Here is a 17,445-nt window from a genome sequence, read left to right as displayed (position 1 = left end):
AGGCCAAACTGCCGGTGCGCACGGATCTGCCTTAGTCGCTGTCGAGCCGGGAAGGTTCAACCCTTGCGGTTTCGCTTGGGAACCCGTCGACGACATTGTCGAGGTGCATCACTGTGATAGTCTTCACAGACAGCCGCGCTACGAAGTCGTAAGCTGACCGTCTTTGCAAGTTTGTGGAGCCCGGCTATGGGCGAAATTCGCAACTTCAGATCCGGAAATCACGATGAGCCGCCTCCACACGGCCCGATGCCTCGTCGTCTCGCTGCAATCATCGTCGGTGACATCGCTTCCTACAGCCGCTTGATGCAGGCCGACGAGGAGGGCACGCATGTTCGCGTCAAGCGGATCGAACGGGATCTCATCCAGCCCAGCATCGTCGAACACCACGGAAGTCTGGTGAAGACGACGGGAGACGGCTTCATCGCGATCTTCGACAGTCCCGTCGAGGCCGTTCGCTGCAGCATCGTCATTCAGCAGAATCTCGTCGGACGCAACGCTTCGGTTCCGAAGGACTCCCGGATCGAATACCGGATTGGCGTCAATCTTGGCGACGTCATCGTGGAGCCGGACGACGTCTATGGCGACGGCGTCAACATCGCCACGCGCATCGAGGGTATTGCCCAACCCGGTCAGGTCTTCATCTCCGGCGCAATTTACGAGCAGATCAAGCACAAGGTCGTGTGCGGCTATGAATCGCTCGGGGACCGCAAGGTCAAGAACATTACCGACCCGGTGCGCATCTATCGCGTGCTGCCGGACGCAGATGCGGTCGGGAGGACACGAGGCCGGCGCGAGAACAGCCTGCTCTTTCTTCTGAGCGTCACGCTCATCGTGATCGCTGCCGGTGTACTGTGGTATCTGCTGGCGCAGCCGCCGGGCAGGGTGAACGAGCAGGCCGCCGCGCCGGCCGTTGCTCCGGTCGCATCACCGAGCCCGCAACCTCCGCCGCGAGAAGCCGCGACGCAAACGCCGCAGCCGTCTCCGTCACTGACGGCGTCATCTCCATCGCCCGCTCCCGCGCCAAGTCCAGCGGCGGCGCCGCTTCGCGAGCCCGAGATGATCGCCATTCGCGGCGGCAGCTTTGCGATGGGAAGCAATGACGATCCGACCGAACGCCCGGTTCACCAGGTCACGATCAAGCCGTTCTCGATCGCCAAATATCCGGTGACGGTGCAGGAATGGAATGAATGCGCCGCGGCAAAGGCGTGCGGCTTCACCGCCACAGGCAAAGACGACGCGCCGGTCAGCAATGTGAGCTGGACCGACGCACAGCAATATGTGGCCTATCTCGCGCAGGCAACGAAGAAGCCGTATCGGCTTCCCAGCGAAGCCGAATGGGAATACGCCGCGCGCGGTGGAACGCAGACGAAATATTGGTGGGGCGACAAGCTCCAGCCTGGTATGGCCGGATGCAAGGACTGCGGCGGCCTTGCGGCCGAGCAACCCGCGAAGGTCGGCAGCTTCAAGCCGAATCCGTTCGGCCTCCACGATATGGGAGGCAGTATCGATCAGTGGGTCGAGGACTGCTGGCGCAAGTCCTATCAGGGCGCACCCAATGACGGCTCGGCCTGGACCGGTGGTGACTGCTCGTCCCATGTCCTGCGCTCAGGCTCATGGAAGAACGATTCGAGATATGTGCGGCCGTCCAATCGCGACGGTTACGATACCAATGTTCGTTACCCGACGCATGGATTCCGCGTCGCGCTCAGTCCTTGAATGCAGGAGCAGGTTTGATGCAAATCTTTCGCTGCATCGCGCTGTCAGCGGCGCTCGCGTTGCTTCCCGGCGCAGCTGTTGCGCAAGGCAAGACCGCCCCCAAGGACGCGAAGCTGTATTTCATCACGCCGCATGACGGACAGAAGGTTCGCGCTGGCTTCTGGGTCCGATTTGGTTTGCGCAATATGGGAGTCACTCATGCCGGCGATGACTATCAGAACGCCGGTCATCACCACTTGCTGATCGACGTCAGCGATCCGCTTGATCCCAAGGAGCCGATCCCTCAGGACAAGTCGCATCAGCATTTCGGGGCAGGGCAGACCGAAACCTTCCTCGAGCTTCCACCCGGGACGCACACGCTGCAGTTGGTGTTGGGCGATGCGAAGCATTATCCGTTCGAGCCGCCGCTCGTCTCGGAGAAGGTCACCGTCCGCGTCAGGCAGCCGGTTGCAGCGCGATAGAAGCGCTGGGCGACCATCTCTTGCGTCATTGCGAGCGCAGCGAAGCAATCCAGATTGCCACCGCGAGATGACTCCGGATCGCTTCGCAGCGAAGACTGTTCAGCGCAGGCTGGCGTTGATCTTGTCCAGCACGGCCGAGCCCGGGCACAGCGTGTCCGCTTCCAGCGTATTGAGCGGCGTTTCGACCGTGTCGAGGTGCTCGTGCAGGTCTTCCGCATCGGGGTCGACATAGAGGAGGCCGGTAACGATCTGGCCCTTGGCGGCGTGCCGCGCGAGGAAGGTTTGCGCCCCTAACCGGTCATGCGGATCGTAATCGGCGTCGATCTTGCGCAGCGCGATCTTGCTGCCGTCGTGCTGCTCGACCATTTGCACGGTGCCCGGTGCGTAATCGACCGCGATCGGGTCGCGGCCGACCAGCACGTCGAGCCGGTTCACCGCGTCATTGTGCTCGCGGACATAGTCGAAGCTCTTGGTCGAGCCGGCGTGGTTATTGAAGGCGATGCAGGGGCTGATGACGTCGATGAAGGACGCGCCCTTGTGGCGGATCGCGGCGGCAATCAGCGGCACCAGCTGGGTCTTGTCGCCGGAGAAGCTGCGCGCGACGAAGGTGGCCCCCAGCTGTAGCGCGATGGCGACGAGGTCGATGGCGTTGTCGGTATTGGTCACGCCCTTCTTGGATTTCGAGCCGCGGTCGGCGGTCGCCGAGAACTGGCCCTTGGTCAGGCCGTAGACGCCGTTGTTCTCGACGATATAGGTCATGTTGACGCCGCGCCGGATCGAATGCGCGAACTGGCCGAAACCGATCGAGGCGCTGTCGCCGTCGCCGGAGACGCCGAGATAGATCAGATCGCGGTTGGCGAGGTTGGCGCCGGTCAAGACGCTGGGCATGCGGCCGTGCACCGAGTTGAAGCCGTGCGAATTGCCGAGGAAATAGTCCGGCGTCTTCGAGGAGCAGCCGATGCCGGAGATCTTCGCCACCCGGTGCGGTTCGATCGAGAGCTCGTAGCAGGCCTCGATGATCGAGGCCGTGATCGAGTCATGGCCGCAGCCGGCGCACAGCGTCGAGATCTTGCCCTCGTAGTCGCGATGCGTGTAGCCGAGATCGTTCTTCTTGAGGCCCGGATGATGGAATTTCGGTTTTGCGATGTAGGTCATGATACGGCCTTGCGGAGCGGCGTCACCTTGAGGTGATCCTGGTGGTCGCCAATGGCTTTCGCGATGAAGCGGGCGGTGATGGGCGAGCCGTCATAGTGGACGATCGGCACGAGGCGCACCGGATCGATGCCGTTCTCGTTGACGATGAGCTGGCGGAGCTGGGCATCGCGGTTCTGCTCGACCACGTAGACGAAATCGTGCTCGGCGAGGAAGCTCGCGACGCTGGAGTGGAACGGGAAGGCGCGGATGCGCAGGCGGTCGAGCTGATGCCCGCGCGCTTCCAACATGCTGATCGCCTCGTCCATCGCGGGCGAAGTCGAGCCGAAATAGATCACGCCATATTTGGTCGGCCGTTCCGCGTTGGCCTGCAGCGGTCGCGGCACGAGGTCCTGCGCGGTCTCGAACTTGCGCACCAGGCGCTGCATGTTGTCGGCATAGACCGAGCCTTCCTCCGAGTAGCGCGCATAGCGATCACGCGACGTGCCGCGGGTGAAATATGAGCCCTTGGTCGGATGCGTGCCGGGATAGGTGCGGTAGGGAATGCCGTCGCCGTCGACGTCGAGATAGCGGCCGAAGTCGCGGCCTTCCTCCAGCATCTCCTCGGTCATCACCTTGCCGCGGTCATACTGTTTGGCGTCGTCCCATTTCAGCGGACGGCAGAGCCGGTGGTTCATGCCGATGTCGAGGTCGAGCATCAGGAAGATCGTGGTCTGAAGCCGCTCGGCGAGATCGAAGGCGGCGGCCGCGAATTCGAAGGCCTCGGCCGGATCTTCCGGGAACAGCAGCACATGCTTGGTGTCGCCATGCGAGGCGTAGGCGCAGGCGATGATGTCGCATTGCTGGGTGCGGGTCGGCATGCCCGTCGATGGACCGGCGCGCTGGATGTTCATGATCACGGCCGGGATCTCGGCGAAGTATGACAGGCCGATGAACTCGGTCATCAAGGAGATGCCGGGGCCTGATGTCGCAGTGAAGGCGCGGGCGCCGTTCCAGGACGCGCCGATCACGATGCCGATCGAGGCCAGCTCGTCCTCGCCCTGCACGATGGCGTATTTCGCCTTGCCGGTCTCAGGATCGTGCCGGTACTTCTTGCAGTGAGCGGTGAACGCCTCCGCCACCGACGAGGACGGCGTGATCGGGTACCATGCGCACACAGTCGCGCCGCCATAGACCGCGCCGAGCGCGGCGGCGCTGTTGCCCTCGATGAAGATGCGGTCGCCGACCTTGTCGGACTTCTTTACCCGCAGCCCGATCGGGCATTTCAGATTTTGCAGCGCCCAGTCGCGGCCAAGATGCAGCGCATGGACGTTGGAAGAGAGCAGCTTCTCCTTGCCCTTGTACTGCTCGCCGATCAGTTGCTCGATCAGCTTCGGGTCCATCTCGAGCAGCGCACTGAGCGCGCCGAGATAGATGATGTTCTTGAACAGCTGGCGCTGGCGCGGGTCGGTGTAGGTCGAGTTGGTGATGGCGGTTAAGGGCACGCCGATCACGGTGATGTCGTCGCGGAATTTGGTCGACGGCATCGGCTTGGTGGAATCGTAGAACAGATAGCCGCCGGGCTCGATGCCGGCGACGTCCTTGTCCCAGGTCTGCGGGTTCATCGCCACCATCATGTCGACGCCGCCGCGGGCGCCGAGATGGCCGTCTTCCGTCACCCGCACCTCGTACCAGGTCGGCAGGCCCTGGATGTTGGAGGGGAAGATATTGCGCGGGCTCACCGGCACGCCATGGCGCAGGATCGCACGTGCGAACATCTCGTTGGCGCTAGCCGAACCCGAGCCGTTGACGTTGGCAAAGCGGACGACGAAGTCGTTTACGCTGCTGATCGGCTTTTTGTCGGACATGTCGAACCTGCGTAAGTCATCTCGATGAAATATTTCTGCATGTCCCAGGCGCCGGTGGGGCAGCGCTCGGCGCACAGCCCGCAATGCAGGCAGACGTCCTCGTCCTTGACCATCACGCGTCCGGTCTTGAGATCGGACGAAACGTAGAGGTCCTGGTCCGGATGCGGCGAGGGCGCTTTCAGGCGCTGGCGCAGATGGTCTTCGTCGCCGTTGCCCGTGAAGGTGATGCAGTCCATCGGGCAGATGTCGGCGCAGGCATCGCACTCGATGCAGAGCGAGGTCGAGAACACCGTCTGGACGTCGCAGTTCAGGCAGCGCTCGGCTTCGCCCAGCGCCAGCTTGACGTCGTAGCCCAGCTCGACCTCGGCGCGGATGTCCTTCAGCGCGATCACCTTGTCGCGATGCGGAACCTTGAAGCGCTTGTCGTTGGAAATGTCGTTGTCATAGCTCCATTCGTGGATGCCCATCTTCTGCGAGGAGATTTGCACCTCCGGCAGGGGGCGCTCGGTGATGTCCTCGCCCGACAGCATCTTGTGGATCGATAGCGCGGCGTCGTGGCCGTGCGCGACTGCCCAGATGATGTTCTTCGGCCCGAACGCGGCGTCGCCGCCGAAGAACACCTTTGGATTGGTCGAGGCGAAGGTCTTGGGGTCGACCTTGGGCATGTGCCATTTGTCGAACTCGATGCCGCAGTCCTGCTCGATCCAGGGGAAGGCATTCTCCTGGCCGACCGCGACCAGCACGTCGTCGCAGGGAATGGTCTGATCGGGGTCGCCCGAAGGCACCAGATTGCGGCGGCCTTTGGCGTCGAATTCGGCTTTGACGTGCTGGAAGGTCACGCCGATGAGCTTGCCGGCAACATGTTTGAATTCAACCGGCACCATGTAGTTGAGGATCGGAATATCCTCGTGGATCGCGTCTTCCTTCTCCCAGGGCGAGGCTTTCATCTCCTCGAAGCCGGAGCGGACGACCACCGTGACTTTCTCGCCGCCGAGCCGGCGCGCGGTGCGGCAGCAATCCATCGCGGTGTTGCCGCCGCCGAGCACGATGACGCGCTTGCCTATTCTGTCGGTGTGGCCGAACGACACGTTGGCCAGCCATTCGATGCCGATATGGATGTTGGCGGCGGCTTCCTTGCGGCCGGGAATGTCGAGCTCGCGGCCGCGCGGCGCGCCGGAGCCGACGAAGATCGCGTCGTATTTCTCCGCGAGCAGCGCCTTCATGCTCTCGACGCGATGACCGCCCTTGAAGTCGACGCCGAGACCCAGGATGTAGCCGGTCTCCTCGTCGATGACCGAATTGGGCAGGCGGAATTTCGGGATCTGCGTGCGCATCATGCCGCCGGCTTCCGGATCGGCGTCGAACACGGTGCAGTGATAGCCGAGCGGCGCGAGATCGCGTGCCACCGTCAGCGAAGCCGGGCCGCCGCCGACGAACGCAACGCGCTTGCCGTTCTTCGGCGAGGGCCGCGGCAGGCGCTGCTTGATGTCGTCCTTGAAGTCCGCGGCGACGCGCTTGAGGCGGCAGATCGCGACCGGCGTTTCCTCGACGCGTCCGCGCCGGCACGCCGGCTCGCAGGGACGATCGCAGGTGCGCCCCAGGATTCCGGGAAACACGTTCGATTTCCAATTGATCATGTAGGCGTCGCTGTAGCGGCCTTGTGCGATCAGTCGGATGTATTCGGGAACCGGGGTGTGTGCAGGACAGGCCCATTGGCAATCGACCACTTTGTGAAAGTAGTCGGGGGCCGCGATATCGGTCGGTTTCATTCCTACCCTGTCCGCGCAGGCCCAAAGACCCCGCGGCCTTTTCTTGAGCTTGGCGAACGCTTAACGCGCGTCGATCTGGTTTCTGAATGACGTCATTAGGTTAGCTTATTAGAACCGCTCCGAAGTACAACGGCAAATTTCCGCGCTTCCCCGCTTTCATGGGAGCTGCGCGCGCACCGCATTAACGCCACGCGCGGTGATGCGTGCGGTGCAATATGTTGCGATGCGGATAGCGTTTCAGCTCCGCGCGATGTCGCTCTTCGCGAGGTCCCACATCAGCGCATAAGTGCCGACGGAGACAGGCAGCGGGAAGGGCGCCGCTGCAGGTCCGGTGAAGCGTTCGGCCATGACGGCCGAGACCGCGCCGACACGCGTGCCGTCGATCAGCACGAACCAGTCGCGCGCGCCCTCGTTGCGCACGGCCGGAATGTCGGCTGTTGCGCCGGACAATTCGGGCTCGCTCTCGAGCAGATGCATCGAGATGATGCCTTCGCGATCCGCCGGAGCCAACTTTTCTTGCAGTGCATCACGCCACGCACCGGCATTGTCGGCTGTGGGGCGTAGCCGCACCAGACCGAGCGCAGCGCCGCGGCCGGTGCCCTGGCTGATGGTGATGCGCGCGACCACGCGGAGCATGTCCTTGAAATGCGCCATGCTTCGCCGCGACCATTCGGTCTGGTTGGCGAGCCGCGCCCGGTAGGCCGGACTGTCGAGCACCTCTAACGTCGCGGTCGAGTACAGCGAGAGATATTTGGGATTGGCGGCGTGCGCGACATAGCGCCGCGCTTCCAGGAAGCCTTCGATCGCGACACGCTCTTCCAGATGCTCGCGATCGTACCAGCGGTTGAATTCGGCCTCGTCGGCCGCGTCGATATTCATCGACGTCAGCAGCATGCCTTGCCCGGCGAGCGGCATTGTTCTTGTCCTTCCCAGTCCACCCCTCATGGTGAAAGCATCCGGACGATGCTACGCATCGCCGGGTGAACCATGAAGGTCCCCGCTGCTGCATCTCGGCCTTCATCCTTCAAGACGCGCGCTGAGGGCGCTGGATGAGGGTTTAGATCTCTAGCGCGGGATTTTAGAGGCAAGATCCGCGATCGACTTCATGACCGCGTCCCTCACGCCGGCATCATAGAGCGAATGTCCGGCTTCTTCCACGATCCTGACCTCGGAACCGGGCCAAACTTTCGCGAGCCGCTGCGATGTCTCAGGAGGGCACAACAAATCGTAGCGGCCCTGGACGATGATGCCAGGAATGCCGGACAGCCGGTCCGCGTTTCGCAACAACTGGTCTACGCTCATGAAGGAATTGTTGACGAAATAATGCGCCTCCATGAACGGCGTCGCCGGCAGCGTGCGCCAGACGTTCAGAGAGGTCAGGTCCAGCCGGGCCTTGGCCGCCTTGTGCTCCGACAAGGCGCGCTCGGTGTCGTGCCATGCGCGCGCGGCGGGCCCGTGCACGGCCGGATCGGCATCGAGGATGCGGCGCCAATAGGCGTCCACCGGATGGGCGCGCTCCTCTGGCGGCAGCACGCTCAGGAAGTCCTCATGGAGCGCGGGATAGAATTGCGACAGGCGCGAGGTGAAGGCCGTCTCGACCTCGGCGCGCGTGCCCAGAAAGGTCGCACGCAGCGCAATGCCGGACACCCGCTCGGGGTGCGCCTGTGCATAGGCCAGCGCCAGCGTCGCGCCCCAGGAGCCGCCGACCACCATCCAGCGCGCGATGCCGAATTTTTCGCGGATCTTCTCCATGTCGGCGATGAGATGCGCCGTCGTGTTGTGCTCGCGCGATCCCTTGGGACGGCTGCGGCCGCAGCCGCGCTGGTCGAACAGCACGGCCTGAAAACGGTCAGGATCGAACAGCCGGCGGTGATCGGGTTGGCAGCCGGAGCCGGGGCCGCCATGCAGATAGATCGCTGGGATACCGTCCGCGCGGCCGACGCTCTCGACATAGAGCTCATGGCCGTCGCCGACATCGAGCGTGTCGGAGGTCAGCGGTGCAAAGGGATCGGCACGTTTGGCGGCTGTGCCTGCGTCGGCGTCAGGCACCATTCTCGGATTCCAGAGTGCCGCCGGCGAAGTTGCGGTAGAGGAAGCGGTTGGTCTCGCCCTCGGCCTCGCGTTCGGCCTGCTTGAAGATGGTCTCGTGCAGCGGCGACAGCGCGCAGGCCGGATCGGTGTTGGCGGCATCGCCCGTCAGCGCGAAGGCCTGGCAGCGGCAGCCGCCGAAATCGATCTCGCGGAATTCGCAAGATTTGCACGGCTCCTTCATCCAGCCGGTGCCGCGATAGCGGTTGAAGGCATCGGAGTTCTGCCAGATCCAGGCGATCGAATGGTTGGAGCGCACGGATTCGAAATCGAGCCCGGTGATGCTCTCGGCGGCATGGCAGGGCAGCACCTTGCCGGCAGGGGAGATGTTGAAGAACTGCCGGCCCCAGCCGCCCATGCACTTCTTCGGCCGCAGCGCGTAATAGTCGGGAACGACATAGTCGATTGCAAGCGTGCCCTTCAGCCGCTCGCGCGCGGCCTCGACCAAGCGGGTGCATTCGTCGAGCTGCGCCACCGTCGGCATCAGCGCGGCGCGGTTCTTCAGCGCCCAGCCGTAATATTGCACATTGGCGACTTCGAGCCGGTCTGCATCCAGGTCGACGGACATCTGGATGATGTCGGGGAGCTGGTGCAGGTTCTGGCGATGCATCACCGCGTTCACGGTGAGCGGCAGATCGAGCTCGCGCGTCCATTTCGCCACTTCGAGCTTCTTGCGATGCCCGCCTTTGTAGCCGGCAACGCGGTCGGCGAGGCCTTCCTCGATGCCCTGGAAACTGATCTGCACGTGGCAGAGCCCGGCATCGGCCAGATCGCTCAGCCGCTCGCGCGTCAGCAGCACGGCGGAGGTGATGAGGTTGGTGTAGAGTCCCACGTCGCTGGCATGCTTGACCAGCTCGACGAGGTCCTTGCGCGCCGTCGGCTCGCCGCCGGAGAAATGGACCTGCAGCACGCCGATCTCGGCGAGCTCGCTCAGCACCTTCTTCCACTCATCCGTGGTCAGCTCCTTGCCGGAGCGGTCGAGCTCGACCGGGTTGGAGCAATAGGGGCATTGCAGCGGGCAGCGATGGGTGATCTCCAGCAGCACCGCGAGCGGAATGCCGAACGTCTCCGCCGTCGAGCGTTGCTTCTCCAGCACCGCGAGGCTGTCGCTGGCGTCGGGTGGGATGGTAGGATTGCCGAGCACATCGCTCATGACGTCTTCTCCCGGGCCTCCGTGAGGAAGCCCTTGTCGGCGAGATCCTGCAACATGACGATGACGTCGGCCAGGATCGCCTCGCGCGGCGCGGCATATTTCGCCGCAAGTTGGTCGGACACGTCGCCGACACTGCGCTCGCCGTTGCAGAGCTGCAAGACCTCGACTGCGATCTCGTCGGGCGCCAGCACCCGTTCCGGCGCCAGGATCACCCAGACCTTCCGCGTCTCGTCGTATTTCAGCTTGGCATGCCGCGGCAGCACCGGGCGGCTTGCCTCGCTGACGCTGATGTTCCGCGGCCCGGCCATTGTTGTTCCTCAGCTCGCCTTTTTAGTGCTCTTTGGGCACGAACGCGCCCGGCGGAATGTGGCCCTCGACATAGGCATGCTGGAGCGCATCGAGCTGCACCCACAGCACGTTGGTCTTGAAGATCAGCGCGTTGCACACCTGCGCGCGCTGCTCCGGCGTCGTGGCATGCGCCTTGACGTAGTCGAGCGCGAAGCCGGCATCGCGCGGCGCCTGGGTCAGGCGGCGCTTGAAGTAGCTCATGATGTCAGGATTGACGAAGTCGTAATGCGCCAGCATGCCGGAGATGCGCTCCTCGTGCAGGTTCGGCGCGAACAACTCGGTCAGCGACGATGCGATCGCCTCCAGCGGGCTCTTCTCGCGGCAATAATGGACGTAAGCCTCCACCGCGAAGCGCGTCGCCGGCAGAATGCCTTCGGTCGATTCCACGTAAGCCGTGTCGAGGCCGAGGCCTTCGGTCAGCTTGAGCCAGCGCTCGATGCCGCCCTCGCTGCCGACATCGCCGTCATGGTCCTCGATGCGATGGCGCCATTCGACGCGCGTGGCGCGGTCGCGGAAGCGCGAGATCACCACCGCGTCCTTGATCGGGATCGTGCTCTGGTAATAGTAGCGGTTCAGCGCCCAGGCCTGCACCTGGCCCTTGTTGAGCTTGCCGCCGTGCAGCAGCTTATGGAACGGATGCAGGCTGTGATAGCGCGTCGCGCCGATATGGCGCAGCGTCGCTTCCAGCTCCTCGGCGCTGGTGAGCTTGATGTCCTTGCCGATCGAGAGCGCAGTCATTCCAGTCAGTGACGCGGCATTCACAGCACGATCTCCGTTCCATCCGCCGGTATCTGCCAGCCCGCCGCCTCCGTGGCCTTGCGCTCGGGCGTATCAGGCAGCAGCGCCGGATTCGAGTTATTGATATGCAGAAACATCTTCCTGTCGAGTGTGAGATCGGCCAGCCGGGCGATCGCGCCGTCGCCGCCGGACATTGCGACATGTCCCATGCTCTTGCCGGTCTTGTGGCCGAGCCCGGCCCTGATCATCTCGTCGTCCTGCCAGACCGTGCCGTCGAAGAACACCAGTGCAGCACCATCGATCTCGGCCTTGAGCGCATCGGTGATTTCGGCGCAGGCGGCGATGAAGTAGAAGCACTTGCCGGTGGCCTTGTCCGTGATCTTCAGGCCCAGCGTATCGCCGTCGCCGCTCTCGCCGCCGGGATGCGCCTTGCCTTCCAGATACCAGGCCGATTTGCCCGGCACCGCGAAGGGCAGCACCTCCAGCCCCGAGCGCGCGCCATCGGGCAATCGCGGCTCGAACGGCTCGCCGATCCCGATCGGCTGGCGCTTGACGTTTTTTTCGTTCAGCACGTTGAAGATGCTGTTGCTCGCCAGGATCGCCAGCACCTTCTCATGCGCATAGACCGTGAAGGGCGAGCCTTCGCGCATCGAGAGCAGGCCCGCCACCGCGTCGACTTCGCTGTTGGTCAGGATCACGCCTGCAACAGGCGTATGGCGCAGGCTGCCTTCCTTCGGATGCAGCTGCGGCGTCGCATTCAATTGCTGGCGAAGATCGGGCGAGGCGTTGATCAGGAACCAGTGCTCGCCGTCGCCACTGAAGGCGACCGAGGCCTGGGTTCGATGAAGCTCATGTCCGCCAGCACGGGCCGCCCGGCAACCCTCACACCCGCAATTCCATTGCGGGACTCCGCCGCCAGCCCCGGCGCCCAGGACGACGACGCGAAGCATGATACGTCTCCTGGAGGCAACGTCGCGAGGTGGATCTCAGGCCAACACGGATGCCGACAAAGAACATGTCTTCCGGAAACGTATCGTGACCGAAAGATCCACCGGCGCAGAACGCATACTCGCCAACCGCTTACTTGCGGGTGGCGCTCACATACATGTTGATTTCCATGCCGCAGGGCACTTCGACGATCTTGGGGGCTTTCCAGGCCATTTGGCTCTCCATTTCGCGAATTCGGACGTATCCGCCCGGGGGTTAAATTACTGCCGGCGCAAAAGTTCGCCAGTGAAATTTTCCCGAGCATGGACATGTTGCGCTGCGAAACTTACGAGGGGAACAGTACTTTCTGGTGATACGGCCTTGCGCCTGGCGCATTCGGTCGCGAACCCTGTCCTGATAAAGCAGTTGTGAGTGCAGTGCAGCTTTCAATCCGGTACAGGCGGGCCAACTGGAATTCGGTGATGCCCAGATATTTCTTCAACACCCGTATCGGCGACGAACTGATCGTGGATCCCGAAGGCGAGGACCTGCGGAACCCCGATCGCGCCTGGGAGGTCGCCCGCCAGATGATCCTGGAGGTGGTGAAGTCGGAAGGCGCCCAGCCGGCCCTGATGGAGGCGGTGATCGAGGTCACCGACGATGACGGGGAGATCGTGCTGGAATTCCCCTTTACCGAGGCCTTGCTGGACATCCCGGACCAGTCCGCGACGCGGCATTAAGAGAGCCCACCGCTCTCTCCCCCGTCATTGCGAGGAGTCCTTGCGACGAAGCAATCCAGACTGTCTCCTTGGAGGGACTCTGGATTGCTTCGCTTCGCTCGCTATGACGGCAGTACCCCTGCGAAATCCGCATGGCTTTGCCGCGTTCCCGGCGCTAAAAGACGCCGGTCATACGGAGCAAGCCATGCAAGACCTCTGGCGCCTGTCGGCCGCCGACCTCGCCGCCCTCGTCAAATCCAAAAAGGTCTCCGCCAGGGAGGCGGCCAAGGCCGGTCTCGCCCGCCTCGACGCGGTCAATCCCGCGCTCAACGCCGTGATCGACCACCGGCCCGAGGACGTGCTCAAGCAGGCTGACGCGGTCGATGCCGCCATCGCGAAGGGCGAGGACCCCGGCTTGCTCGCCGGCGTGCCCGTCACCATCAAGGCCAATGTCGACCAGGAGGGCTTTGCCACCACCAACGGCCTGAAACTCCAGCGTGATTTGATCGCGCGCGAGGACAATCCGGTGGTCGCCAATTTCCGCAAAGCCGGCGCCATTCTCCTTGGGCGCACCAATTGCCCGGCCTTCTCCTATCGCTGGTTCACCACCAATCTGGTCCACGGCGACACCAAGAACCCCCGCGACGCCGCGCTGACGCCGGGCGGCTCCTCCGGCGGCGCCGGCTCGGCGGTCGCGGCCGGCATCGGCCACATCGCCCACGGCACCGACATCGCCGGCTCGATCCGCTACCCCGCCTATGCCTGCGGCGTGCACGGCCTGCGTCCGACCCTCGGCCGCATCCCTGCCTTCAATCCGGCGCTGCCGGAACGCCCGATCGGGCCGCAGATCATGGCGGTGTCGGGCCCGCTGGCGCGGACCGTCAACGACATCAGGATTTCGCTCGCCGCGATGTCGGCCCGCGACATTCGCGACCCCTGGTTTGTGCCGGCGCCGCTGGACGGACCCCCAAGGCCCAAGCGCGCCGCGCTCTGCCTCAACCCGAACGGTCTTGCCACCACGCCGGAGGTGAAGGCCGCGGTGACCGATGCCGGCAAGCGGCTGGAGCGCGCCGGCTGGACCGTCGAAATCATCGAAGATACGCCGCCGATGCGCGAGGCGGTCGAGTGGCAAATAAAACTCTGGCTCGGTGACGGCTACGAGGCGCAGCTGGAGATGGCCGAGCGTGAGGGCGATCCCGGCGCGCTGGCGTGCCTGCGCGGCAATCGCAGTAGGGTCACGCCAATGGACCAGGCCAATTACGCCAAGGCGCTGACGCGTCGGGCCACGCTGACCCGCGACTGGATGCTGTTCTTCGAGACATACGCGGTGCTGCTGACGCCGGTCTCCGGCGAATTGCCATTCCCCGATCATCTCGACCGCAAGGACGACGCCTCCTTCAAGCGCGTCTGGGAGGCGCAGCTGCCGCAGATCGCCACCCCCTTCATGGGATTGCCGGGCCTCGTGGTCTCCACCGGTCTGGTCGGCAAGGCGCCCGTCGGCGTGCACATCGTCTCCGGCCGTTATCGCGAGGATTTGTGTCTGCTCGCAGGCGAAGCGATCGAGGCGGGCGGCGTGCCGCCGTCGCCGATCGATCCCGTGGGTTAGCGATGTCCGTGATCTACGACTTCAAGGCCAACTCGCTCGCCGGCGACGAAGTGCCGATGCGCCGCTTCGAAGGGCAGGTGCTGCTGATCGTCAACACCGCGAGCAAATGCGGCTTCACGCCGCAATATCGGGGCCTCGAGGATCTGCACCGCGATCTGTCGCCGCGCGGCTTCTCCGTGCTCGGCTTTCCCTGCAACCAGTTCGGCGCGCAGGAGCCGGGGCCGGCGGCTGAGATCCAGGCGTTCTGTTCGACCAATTACGACGTCACCTTCCCCCTGTTCGAGAAGATCGACGTCAACGGAAGCAACGCACACCCTCTGTACGAGTACCTGAAACGCCAGCAATCCGGCCTGTTAGGGGCTTCCATCAAATGGAATTTCACCAAATTCCTGGTGGACCGTGCCGGCAAGGTGATCGCGCGCTACGCGCCGACCGCGCGGCCCGAAGGACTGCGGAATCAAATCGAGACCCTGTTATGAGCGAGACAATCATGAGCGACGAATTTCCTGACCGCCTCTCGGTCGATCCGAACAGCCCCTATTACAACGCGGACATCCTGTCGCGCGACGTCGGCATCCGCTTCAAGGGCGTCGAGAAGACCAATGTCGAGGAGTACTGCATCAGCGAAGGCTGGGTCCGCGTCACCGCCGGCAACGCCAAGGACCGCCACGGCAACCCGCTGACCATCAAGGTGCACGGGCCGGTGGAGCCGTATTTCCGGGATAAGACGTAAGCACGGCGCGCGCTCTCCTCGTCATTGCGAGGAGCACACTCTCTCCTCGTCATTGCGAGCGAAGCGAAGCAATCCAGAATCTTTCCGCAGAGGCTGTCTGGATTGCTTCGTCGCAAGAGCTCCTCGCAATGACGACAATAGCCACCGAGGCCCCCATGTCCGTCCGCATCGTCGACGTCCGCGAGATCACCAAGCCGATCTCATCGCCGATCCGCAACGCCTATATCGACTTCACCAAAATGACGACGAGCCTTGTCGCCGTCGTCACCGACGTCGTCCGCAACGGCAAGCGTGTCGTCGGCTACGGCTTCAACTCCAACGGCCGCTACGGGCAGGGCGGGCTGATCCGCGAGCGCTTCGCCGCGCGCATCACGGAAGCCGATCCGAAGTCGCTGCTTGATGCAGCGGGCGACAATCTCGACCCCGACAAGGTCTGGGCCGCGATGATGACCAATGAGAAACCGGGCGGCCACGGCGAGCGCTCGGTCGCCGTCGGCACCATCGACATGGCAGTGTGGGACGCCGTGGCGAAGATCGCGGGCAAGCCGCTGTTTCGGCTGCTTGCCGAGCGGCATGGCCTCACCGCCAATCCGCGCGTCTTCGTCTACGCCGCCGGCGGCTATTACTATCCCGGCAAGGATCTCTCGATGCTGCGGGCCGAGATGCGCGGCTATCTCGACCGCGGCTACAACGTCGTGAAGATGAAGATCGGCGGCGCACCGATCGAGGAGGACCGCACCCGCATCGAGGCGGTGCTGAAGGAGATCGGCAAGGACGCGCAGCTCGCCGTTGACGCCAACGGCCGCTTCAACCTGGAGACCGGCATCGCCTACGCAAAAATGCTGCGTGATTATCCGCTGTTCTGGTACGAGGAGGTCGGCGATCCCCTCGACTACGCGCTGCAGGCCGCGCTCGCCGAATTCTATCCCGGCCCGATGGCCACAGGCGAGAATCTGTTCAGCCACCAGGACGCCCGCAATCTGATCCGCTACGGCGGCATGCGCCCCGATCGCGACTGGCTGCAGTTCGACTGCGCGCTGTCCTACGGCCTGTGCGAATACCAGCGCACGCTGGAGGTGCTGAAGACCCACGGCTGGTCACCCAGCCGCTGCATCCCCCACGGCGGACACCAGATGTCGCTGAACATCGCGGCCGGCCTCGGCCTTGGCGGCAACGAGAGCTACCCCGACCTGTTCCAGCCCTACGGCGGCTTCCCGGATGGCGTGCGCGTCGAGAACGGCCACATCACCATGCCGGAGCTTCCGGGCATCGGCTTCGAAGGCAAGTCCGATCTCTACGAGGAGATGAAGGCGCTGGCGGAGTAGGGGGGCGCTGAGGCGCGACGGCCGCGCCACACGCTCCGTCATTGCGAACGCAGCGAAGCAATCCAGACTCTTTCCGCGGCAGCAGCCTGGATTGCTTCGTCGCAAGCGCTCCTCGCAATGACGGTGTGGCGACGGCTGCGTTTCTTAGCCAATTGCAGATGCTGCTCGCGATCATCTCCCGGTTGTGGTATCGTGAACGCACTCTCAGCCGAGCACGATCATGAAACAGCCTTGCGTTTACATGTTCGCAAATCGCCGCAATGGCACGATCTACGTCGGTGTCACCTCGAACCCGCCGCGCCGCGCGTTCGAGCACCGCGAGGGTCTCGCGAAGGGCTTCTCGTCCAAGTACGGCTGCAAGCTCCTCGTCTGGTACGAGCTGCACGCGACAATGACCGACGCGATTACGCGCGAGAAGCAGATCAAGGGCGGCAGCCGGGCGAATAAGCTGGCGCTGATCGAAAGCGTCAATCCGGACTGGACCGATCTGTACGAGACGCTGATCTGAGCACTTGCAGAGCGCTGTCAGTCGGTTGCGAGAGTGTCGCCACACACTCCGTCATTGCGAGCGGAGCGAAGCAATCCAGACTCTTTCCGCGGAAGCAGCCTGGATTGCTTCGTCGCAAGGGCTCCTCGCAATGACGGTGGAGAGGGCGGTGCTTTCGACGGACGTCTTGTCTGCTGCGGGGGCGGGTCGCTGGAATTGCCTAAGGCGTCGCCACACACTCCGTCATTGCGAGCGGAGCGAAGCAATCCAGACTCTTTCCGCGGCGGCAGTCTGGATTGCTTCGTCGCAAGGGCTCCTCGCAATGACGGTGGAGGGAGTGGAGCCACTCGTAGGCGTCTGGTCCCGCAGCGGGCGG

General features: G+C 63.8%; 18 protein-coding genes. 8 read left to right on the top strand and 10 right to left on the bottom strand.

Annotated elements, in window-relative coordinates:
• Nucleotides 1-186: 186 nt before the first annotated feature.
• Both I3J27_RS29300 and I3J27_RS29295 read left to right on the top strand, forming a co-directional pair.
• Nucleotides 187-1,716, top strand: a complete 1,530-nt coding sequence (locus I3J27_RS29300) for an SUMF1/EgtB/PvdO family nonheme iron enzyme (RefSeq protein WP_270162351.1) — start codon at nucleotides 187-189, stop codon at nucleotides 1,714-1,716.
• Between the two features lie 17 nt (nucleotides 1,717-1,733).
• Complete coding sequence (locus I3J27_RS29295) at nucleotides 1,734-2,177, top strand: DUF4399 domain-containing protein (protein WP_270162350.1); 444 nt, start codon at nucleotides 1,734-1,736, stop codon at nucleotides 2,175-2,177.
• Between the two features lie 99 nt (nucleotides 2,178-2,276).
• Here the strand turns inward: I3J27_RS29295 and I3J27_RS29290 are convergent, their stop codons facing one another.
• From I3J27_RS29290 to pqqA, 10 genes are all read right to left on the bottom strand, one after another.
• Nucleotides 2,277-3,332 (bottom strand): 2-oxoacid:ferredoxin oxidoreductase subunit beta, encoded by a 1,056-nt coding sequence (locus I3J27_RS29290; RefSeq protein WP_270162349.1) that lies wholly within the window; start codon nucleotides 3,330-3,332, stop codon nucleotides 2,277-2,279.
• Nucleotides 3,329-5,176: a 2-oxoacid:acceptor oxidoreductase subunit alpha gene (locus tag I3J27_RS29285; RefSeq protein WP_270162348.1), complete on the bottom strand. Its 1,848-nt coding sequence runs from the start codon at nucleotides 5,174-5,176 to the stop codon at nucleotides 3,329-3,331. Before I3J27_RS29285 ends, I3J27_RS29290 begins: the two co-directional genes overlap by 4 nt.
• Complete coding sequence (locus I3J27_RS29280; protein ID WP_270162347.1) at nucleotides 5,146-6,945, bottom strand: FAD-dependent oxidoreductase; 1,800 nt, start codon at nucleotides 6,943-6,945, stop codon at nucleotides 5,146-5,148. Before I3J27_RS29280 ends, I3J27_RS29285 begins: the two co-directional genes overlap by 31 nt.
• A 237-nt stretch (nucleotides 6,946-7,182) precedes the next feature.
• Complete coding sequence (locus I3J27_RS29275; protein ID WP_270162346.1) at nucleotides 7,183-7,860, bottom strand: DUF4286 family protein; 678 nt, start codon at nucleotides 7,858-7,860, stop codon at nucleotides 7,183-7,185.
• Between the two features lie 150 nt (nucleotides 7,861-8,010).
• Nucleotides 8,011-8,997 carry a prolyl aminopeptidase gene (gene pip / locus I3J27_RS29270; RefSeq protein WP_270162345.1) on the bottom strand — a complete coding sequence of 329 codons (987 nt, stop codon included), beginning with the start codon at nucleotides 8,995-8,997 and terminating at the stop codon, nucleotides 8,011-8,013.
• Nucleotides 8,987-10,186: a pyrroloquinoline quinone biosynthesis protein PqqE gene (pqqE, locus tag I3J27_RS29265; RefSeq protein WP_270162344.1), complete on the bottom strand. Its 1,200-nt coding sequence runs from the start codon at nucleotides 10,184-10,186 to the stop codon at nucleotides 8,987-8,989. The genes pip and pqqE overlap by 11 nt, the downstream gene beginning before the upstream one ends.
• Nucleotides 10,183-10,494, bottom strand: coding sequence for a pyrroloquinoline quinone biosynthesis peptide chaperone PqqD (gene pqqD / locus I3J27_RS29260; protein WP_270162343.1), 312 nt, complete (start codon nucleotides 10,492-10,494; stop codon nucleotides 10,183-10,185). Before pqqD ends, pqqE begins: the two co-directional genes overlap by 4 nt.
• A gap of 22 nt (nucleotides 10,495-10,516) precedes the next feature.
• The gene (pqqC, locus tag I3J27_RS29255; protein WP_370691987.1) at nucleotides 10,517-11,272 is read right to left on the bottom strand and encodes a pyrroloquinoline-quinone synthase PqqC; all 756 of its coding nucleotides are present in this window, start codon (nucleotides 11,270-11,272) and stop codon (nucleotides 10,517-10,519) included.
• A gap of 20 nt (nucleotides 11,273-11,292) precedes the next feature.
• A complete protein-coding gene (gene pqqB / locus I3J27_RS29250) occupies nucleotides 11,293-12,222 on the bottom strand; it encodes a pyrroloquinoline quinone biosynthesis protein PqqB (protein ID WP_270162341.1) in 930 nt (309 codons plus the stop codon).
• A gap of 130 nt (nucleotides 12,223-12,352) precedes the next feature.
• Entirely contained in the window at nucleotides 12,353-12,433 is an 81-nt protein-coding gene (gene pqqA / locus I3J27_RS29245; RefSeq protein WP_007595659.1) for a pyrroloquinoline quinone precursor peptide PqqA, read from the bottom strand.
• A gap of 248 nt (nucleotides 12,434-12,681) precedes the next feature.
• Between pqqA and I3J27_RS29240 the strand changes: the two genes are divergently transcribed.
• From I3J27_RS29240 to I3J27_RS29215, 6 genes are all read left to right on the top strand, one after another.
• A complete protein-coding gene (locus I3J27_RS29240) occupies nucleotides 12,682-12,939 on the top strand; it encodes a DUF6894 family protein (RefSeq protein WP_270162340.1) in 258 nt (85 codons plus the stop codon).
• 184 nt (nucleotides 12,940-13,123) lie between these two features.
• Complete coding sequence (locus I3J27_RS29235; RefSeq protein ID WP_270162339.1) at nucleotides 13,124-14,524, top strand: amidase family protein; 1,401 nt, start codon at nucleotides 13,124-13,126, stop codon at nucleotides 14,522-14,524.
• A gap of 2 nt (nucleotides 14,525-14,526) precedes the next feature.
• A complete protein-coding gene (locus tag I3J27_RS29230) occupies nucleotides 14,527-15,003 on the top strand; it encodes a glutathione peroxidase (protein ID WP_270162338.1) in 477 nt (158 codons plus the stop codon).
• Nucleotides 15,000-15,257, top strand: coding sequence for a DUF3297 family protein (locus I3J27_RS29225; protein WP_270162337.1), 258 nt, complete (start codon nucleotides 15,000-15,002; stop codon nucleotides 15,255-15,257). The genes I3J27_RS29230 and I3J27_RS29225 overlap by 4 nt, the downstream gene beginning before the upstream one ends.
• A gap of 155 nt (nucleotides 15,258-15,412) precedes the next feature.
• A complete protein-coding gene (gene tarD / locus I3J27_RS29220) occupies nucleotides 15,413-16,582 on the top strand; it encodes a D(-)-tartrate dehydratase (protein WP_270162336.1) in 1,170 nt (389 codons plus the stop codon).
• A 220-nt stretch (nucleotides 16,583-16,802) separates the two neighbouring features.
• On the top strand, nucleotides 16,803-17,090 hold the full coding sequence (locus I3J27_RS29215; protein WP_270162335.1) for a GIY-YIG nuclease family protein: 288 nt from the start codon (nucleotides 16,803-16,805) through the stop codon (nucleotides 17,088-17,090).
• Nucleotides 17,091-17,445: the final 355 nt, after the last annotated feature.

This window comes from Bradyrhizobium xenonodulans (genome assembly GCF_027594865.1).
Classification (GTDB): Bacteria; Pseudomonadota; Alphaproteobacteria; order Rhizobiales; family Xanthobacteraceae; genus Bradyrhizobium; species Bradyrhizobium xenonodulans.
This window is presented reverse-complemented; position numbering and strand designations above follow the sequence as displayed.

Excerpts from the sequence above, each read along its gene's own strand:
- I3J27_RS29300 (WP_270162351.1), top strand. The coding sequence starts at position 187 with ATGGGCGAAATTCGCAACTTCAGATCCGGAAATCACGATGAGCCGCCT.
- I3J27_RS29295 (WP_270162350.1), top strand. The coding sequence starts at position 1,734 with ATGCAAATCTTTCGCTGCATCGCGCTGTCAGCGGCGCTCGCGTTGCTT.
- I3J27_RS29290 (WP_270162349.1), bottom strand. The coding sequence starts at position 3,332 with ATGACCTACATCGCAAAACCGAAATTCCATCATCCGGGCCTCAAGAAG.
- I3J27_RS29285 (WP_270162348.1), bottom strand. The coding sequence starts at position 5,176 with ATGTCCGACAAAAAGCCGATCAGCAGCGTAAACGACTTCGTCGTCCGC.
- I3J27_RS29280 (WP_270162347.1), bottom strand. The coding sequence starts at position 6,945 with ATGAAACCGACCGATATCGCGGCCCCCGACTACTTTCACAAAGTGGTC.
- I3J27_RS29275 (WP_270162346.1), bottom strand. The coding sequence starts at position 7,860 with ATGCCGCTCGCCGGGCAAGGCATGCTGCTGACGTCGATGAATATCGAC.
- pip (WP_270162345.1), bottom strand. The coding sequence starts at position 8,997 with ATGGTGCCTGACGCCGACGCAGGCACAGCCGCCAAACGTGCCGATCCC.
- pqqE (WP_270162344.1), bottom strand. The coding sequence starts at position 10,186 with ATGAGCGATGTGCTCGGCAATCCTACCATCCCACCCGACGCCAGCGAC.
- pqqD (WP_270162343.1), bottom strand. The coding sequence starts at position 10,494 with ATGGCCGGGCCGCGGAACATCAGCGTCAGCGAGGCAAGCCGCCCGGTG.
- pqqC (WP_370691987.1), bottom strand. The coding sequence starts at position 11,272 with ATGACTGCGCTCTCGATCGGCAAGGACATCAAGCTCACCAGCGCCGAG.
- pqqB (WP_270162341.1), bottom strand. The coding sequence starts at position 12,222 with ATGCTTCGCGTCGTCGTCCTGGGCGCCGGGGCTGGCGGCGGAGTCCCG.
- pqqA (WP_007595659.1), bottom strand. The coding sequence starts at position 12,433 with ATGGCCTGGAAAGCCCCCAAGATCGTCGAAGTGCCCTGCGGCATGGAA.
- I3J27_RS29240 (WP_270162340.1), top strand. The coding sequence starts at position 12,682 with ATGCCCAGATATTTCTTCAACACCCGTATCGGCGACGAACTGATCGTG.
- I3J27_RS29235 (WP_270162339.1), top strand. The coding sequence starts at position 13,124 with ATGCAAGACCTCTGGCGCCTGTCGGCCGCCGACCTCGCCGCCCTCGTC.
- I3J27_RS29230 (WP_270162338.1), top strand. The coding sequence starts at position 14,527 with ATGTCCGTGATCTACGACTTCAAGGCCAACTCGCTCGCCGGCGACGAA.
- I3J27_RS29225 (WP_270162337.1), top strand. The coding sequence starts at position 15,000 with ATGAGCGAGACAATCATGAGCGACGAATTTCCTGACCGCCTCTCGGTC.
- tarD (WP_270162336.1), top strand. The coding sequence starts at position 15,413 with ATGTCCGTCCGCATCGTCGACGTCCGCGAGATCACCAAGCCGATCTCA.
- I3J27_RS29215 (WP_270162335.1), top strand. The coding sequence starts at position 16,803 with ATGAAACAGCCTTGCGTTTACATGTTCGCAAATCGCCGCAATGGCACG.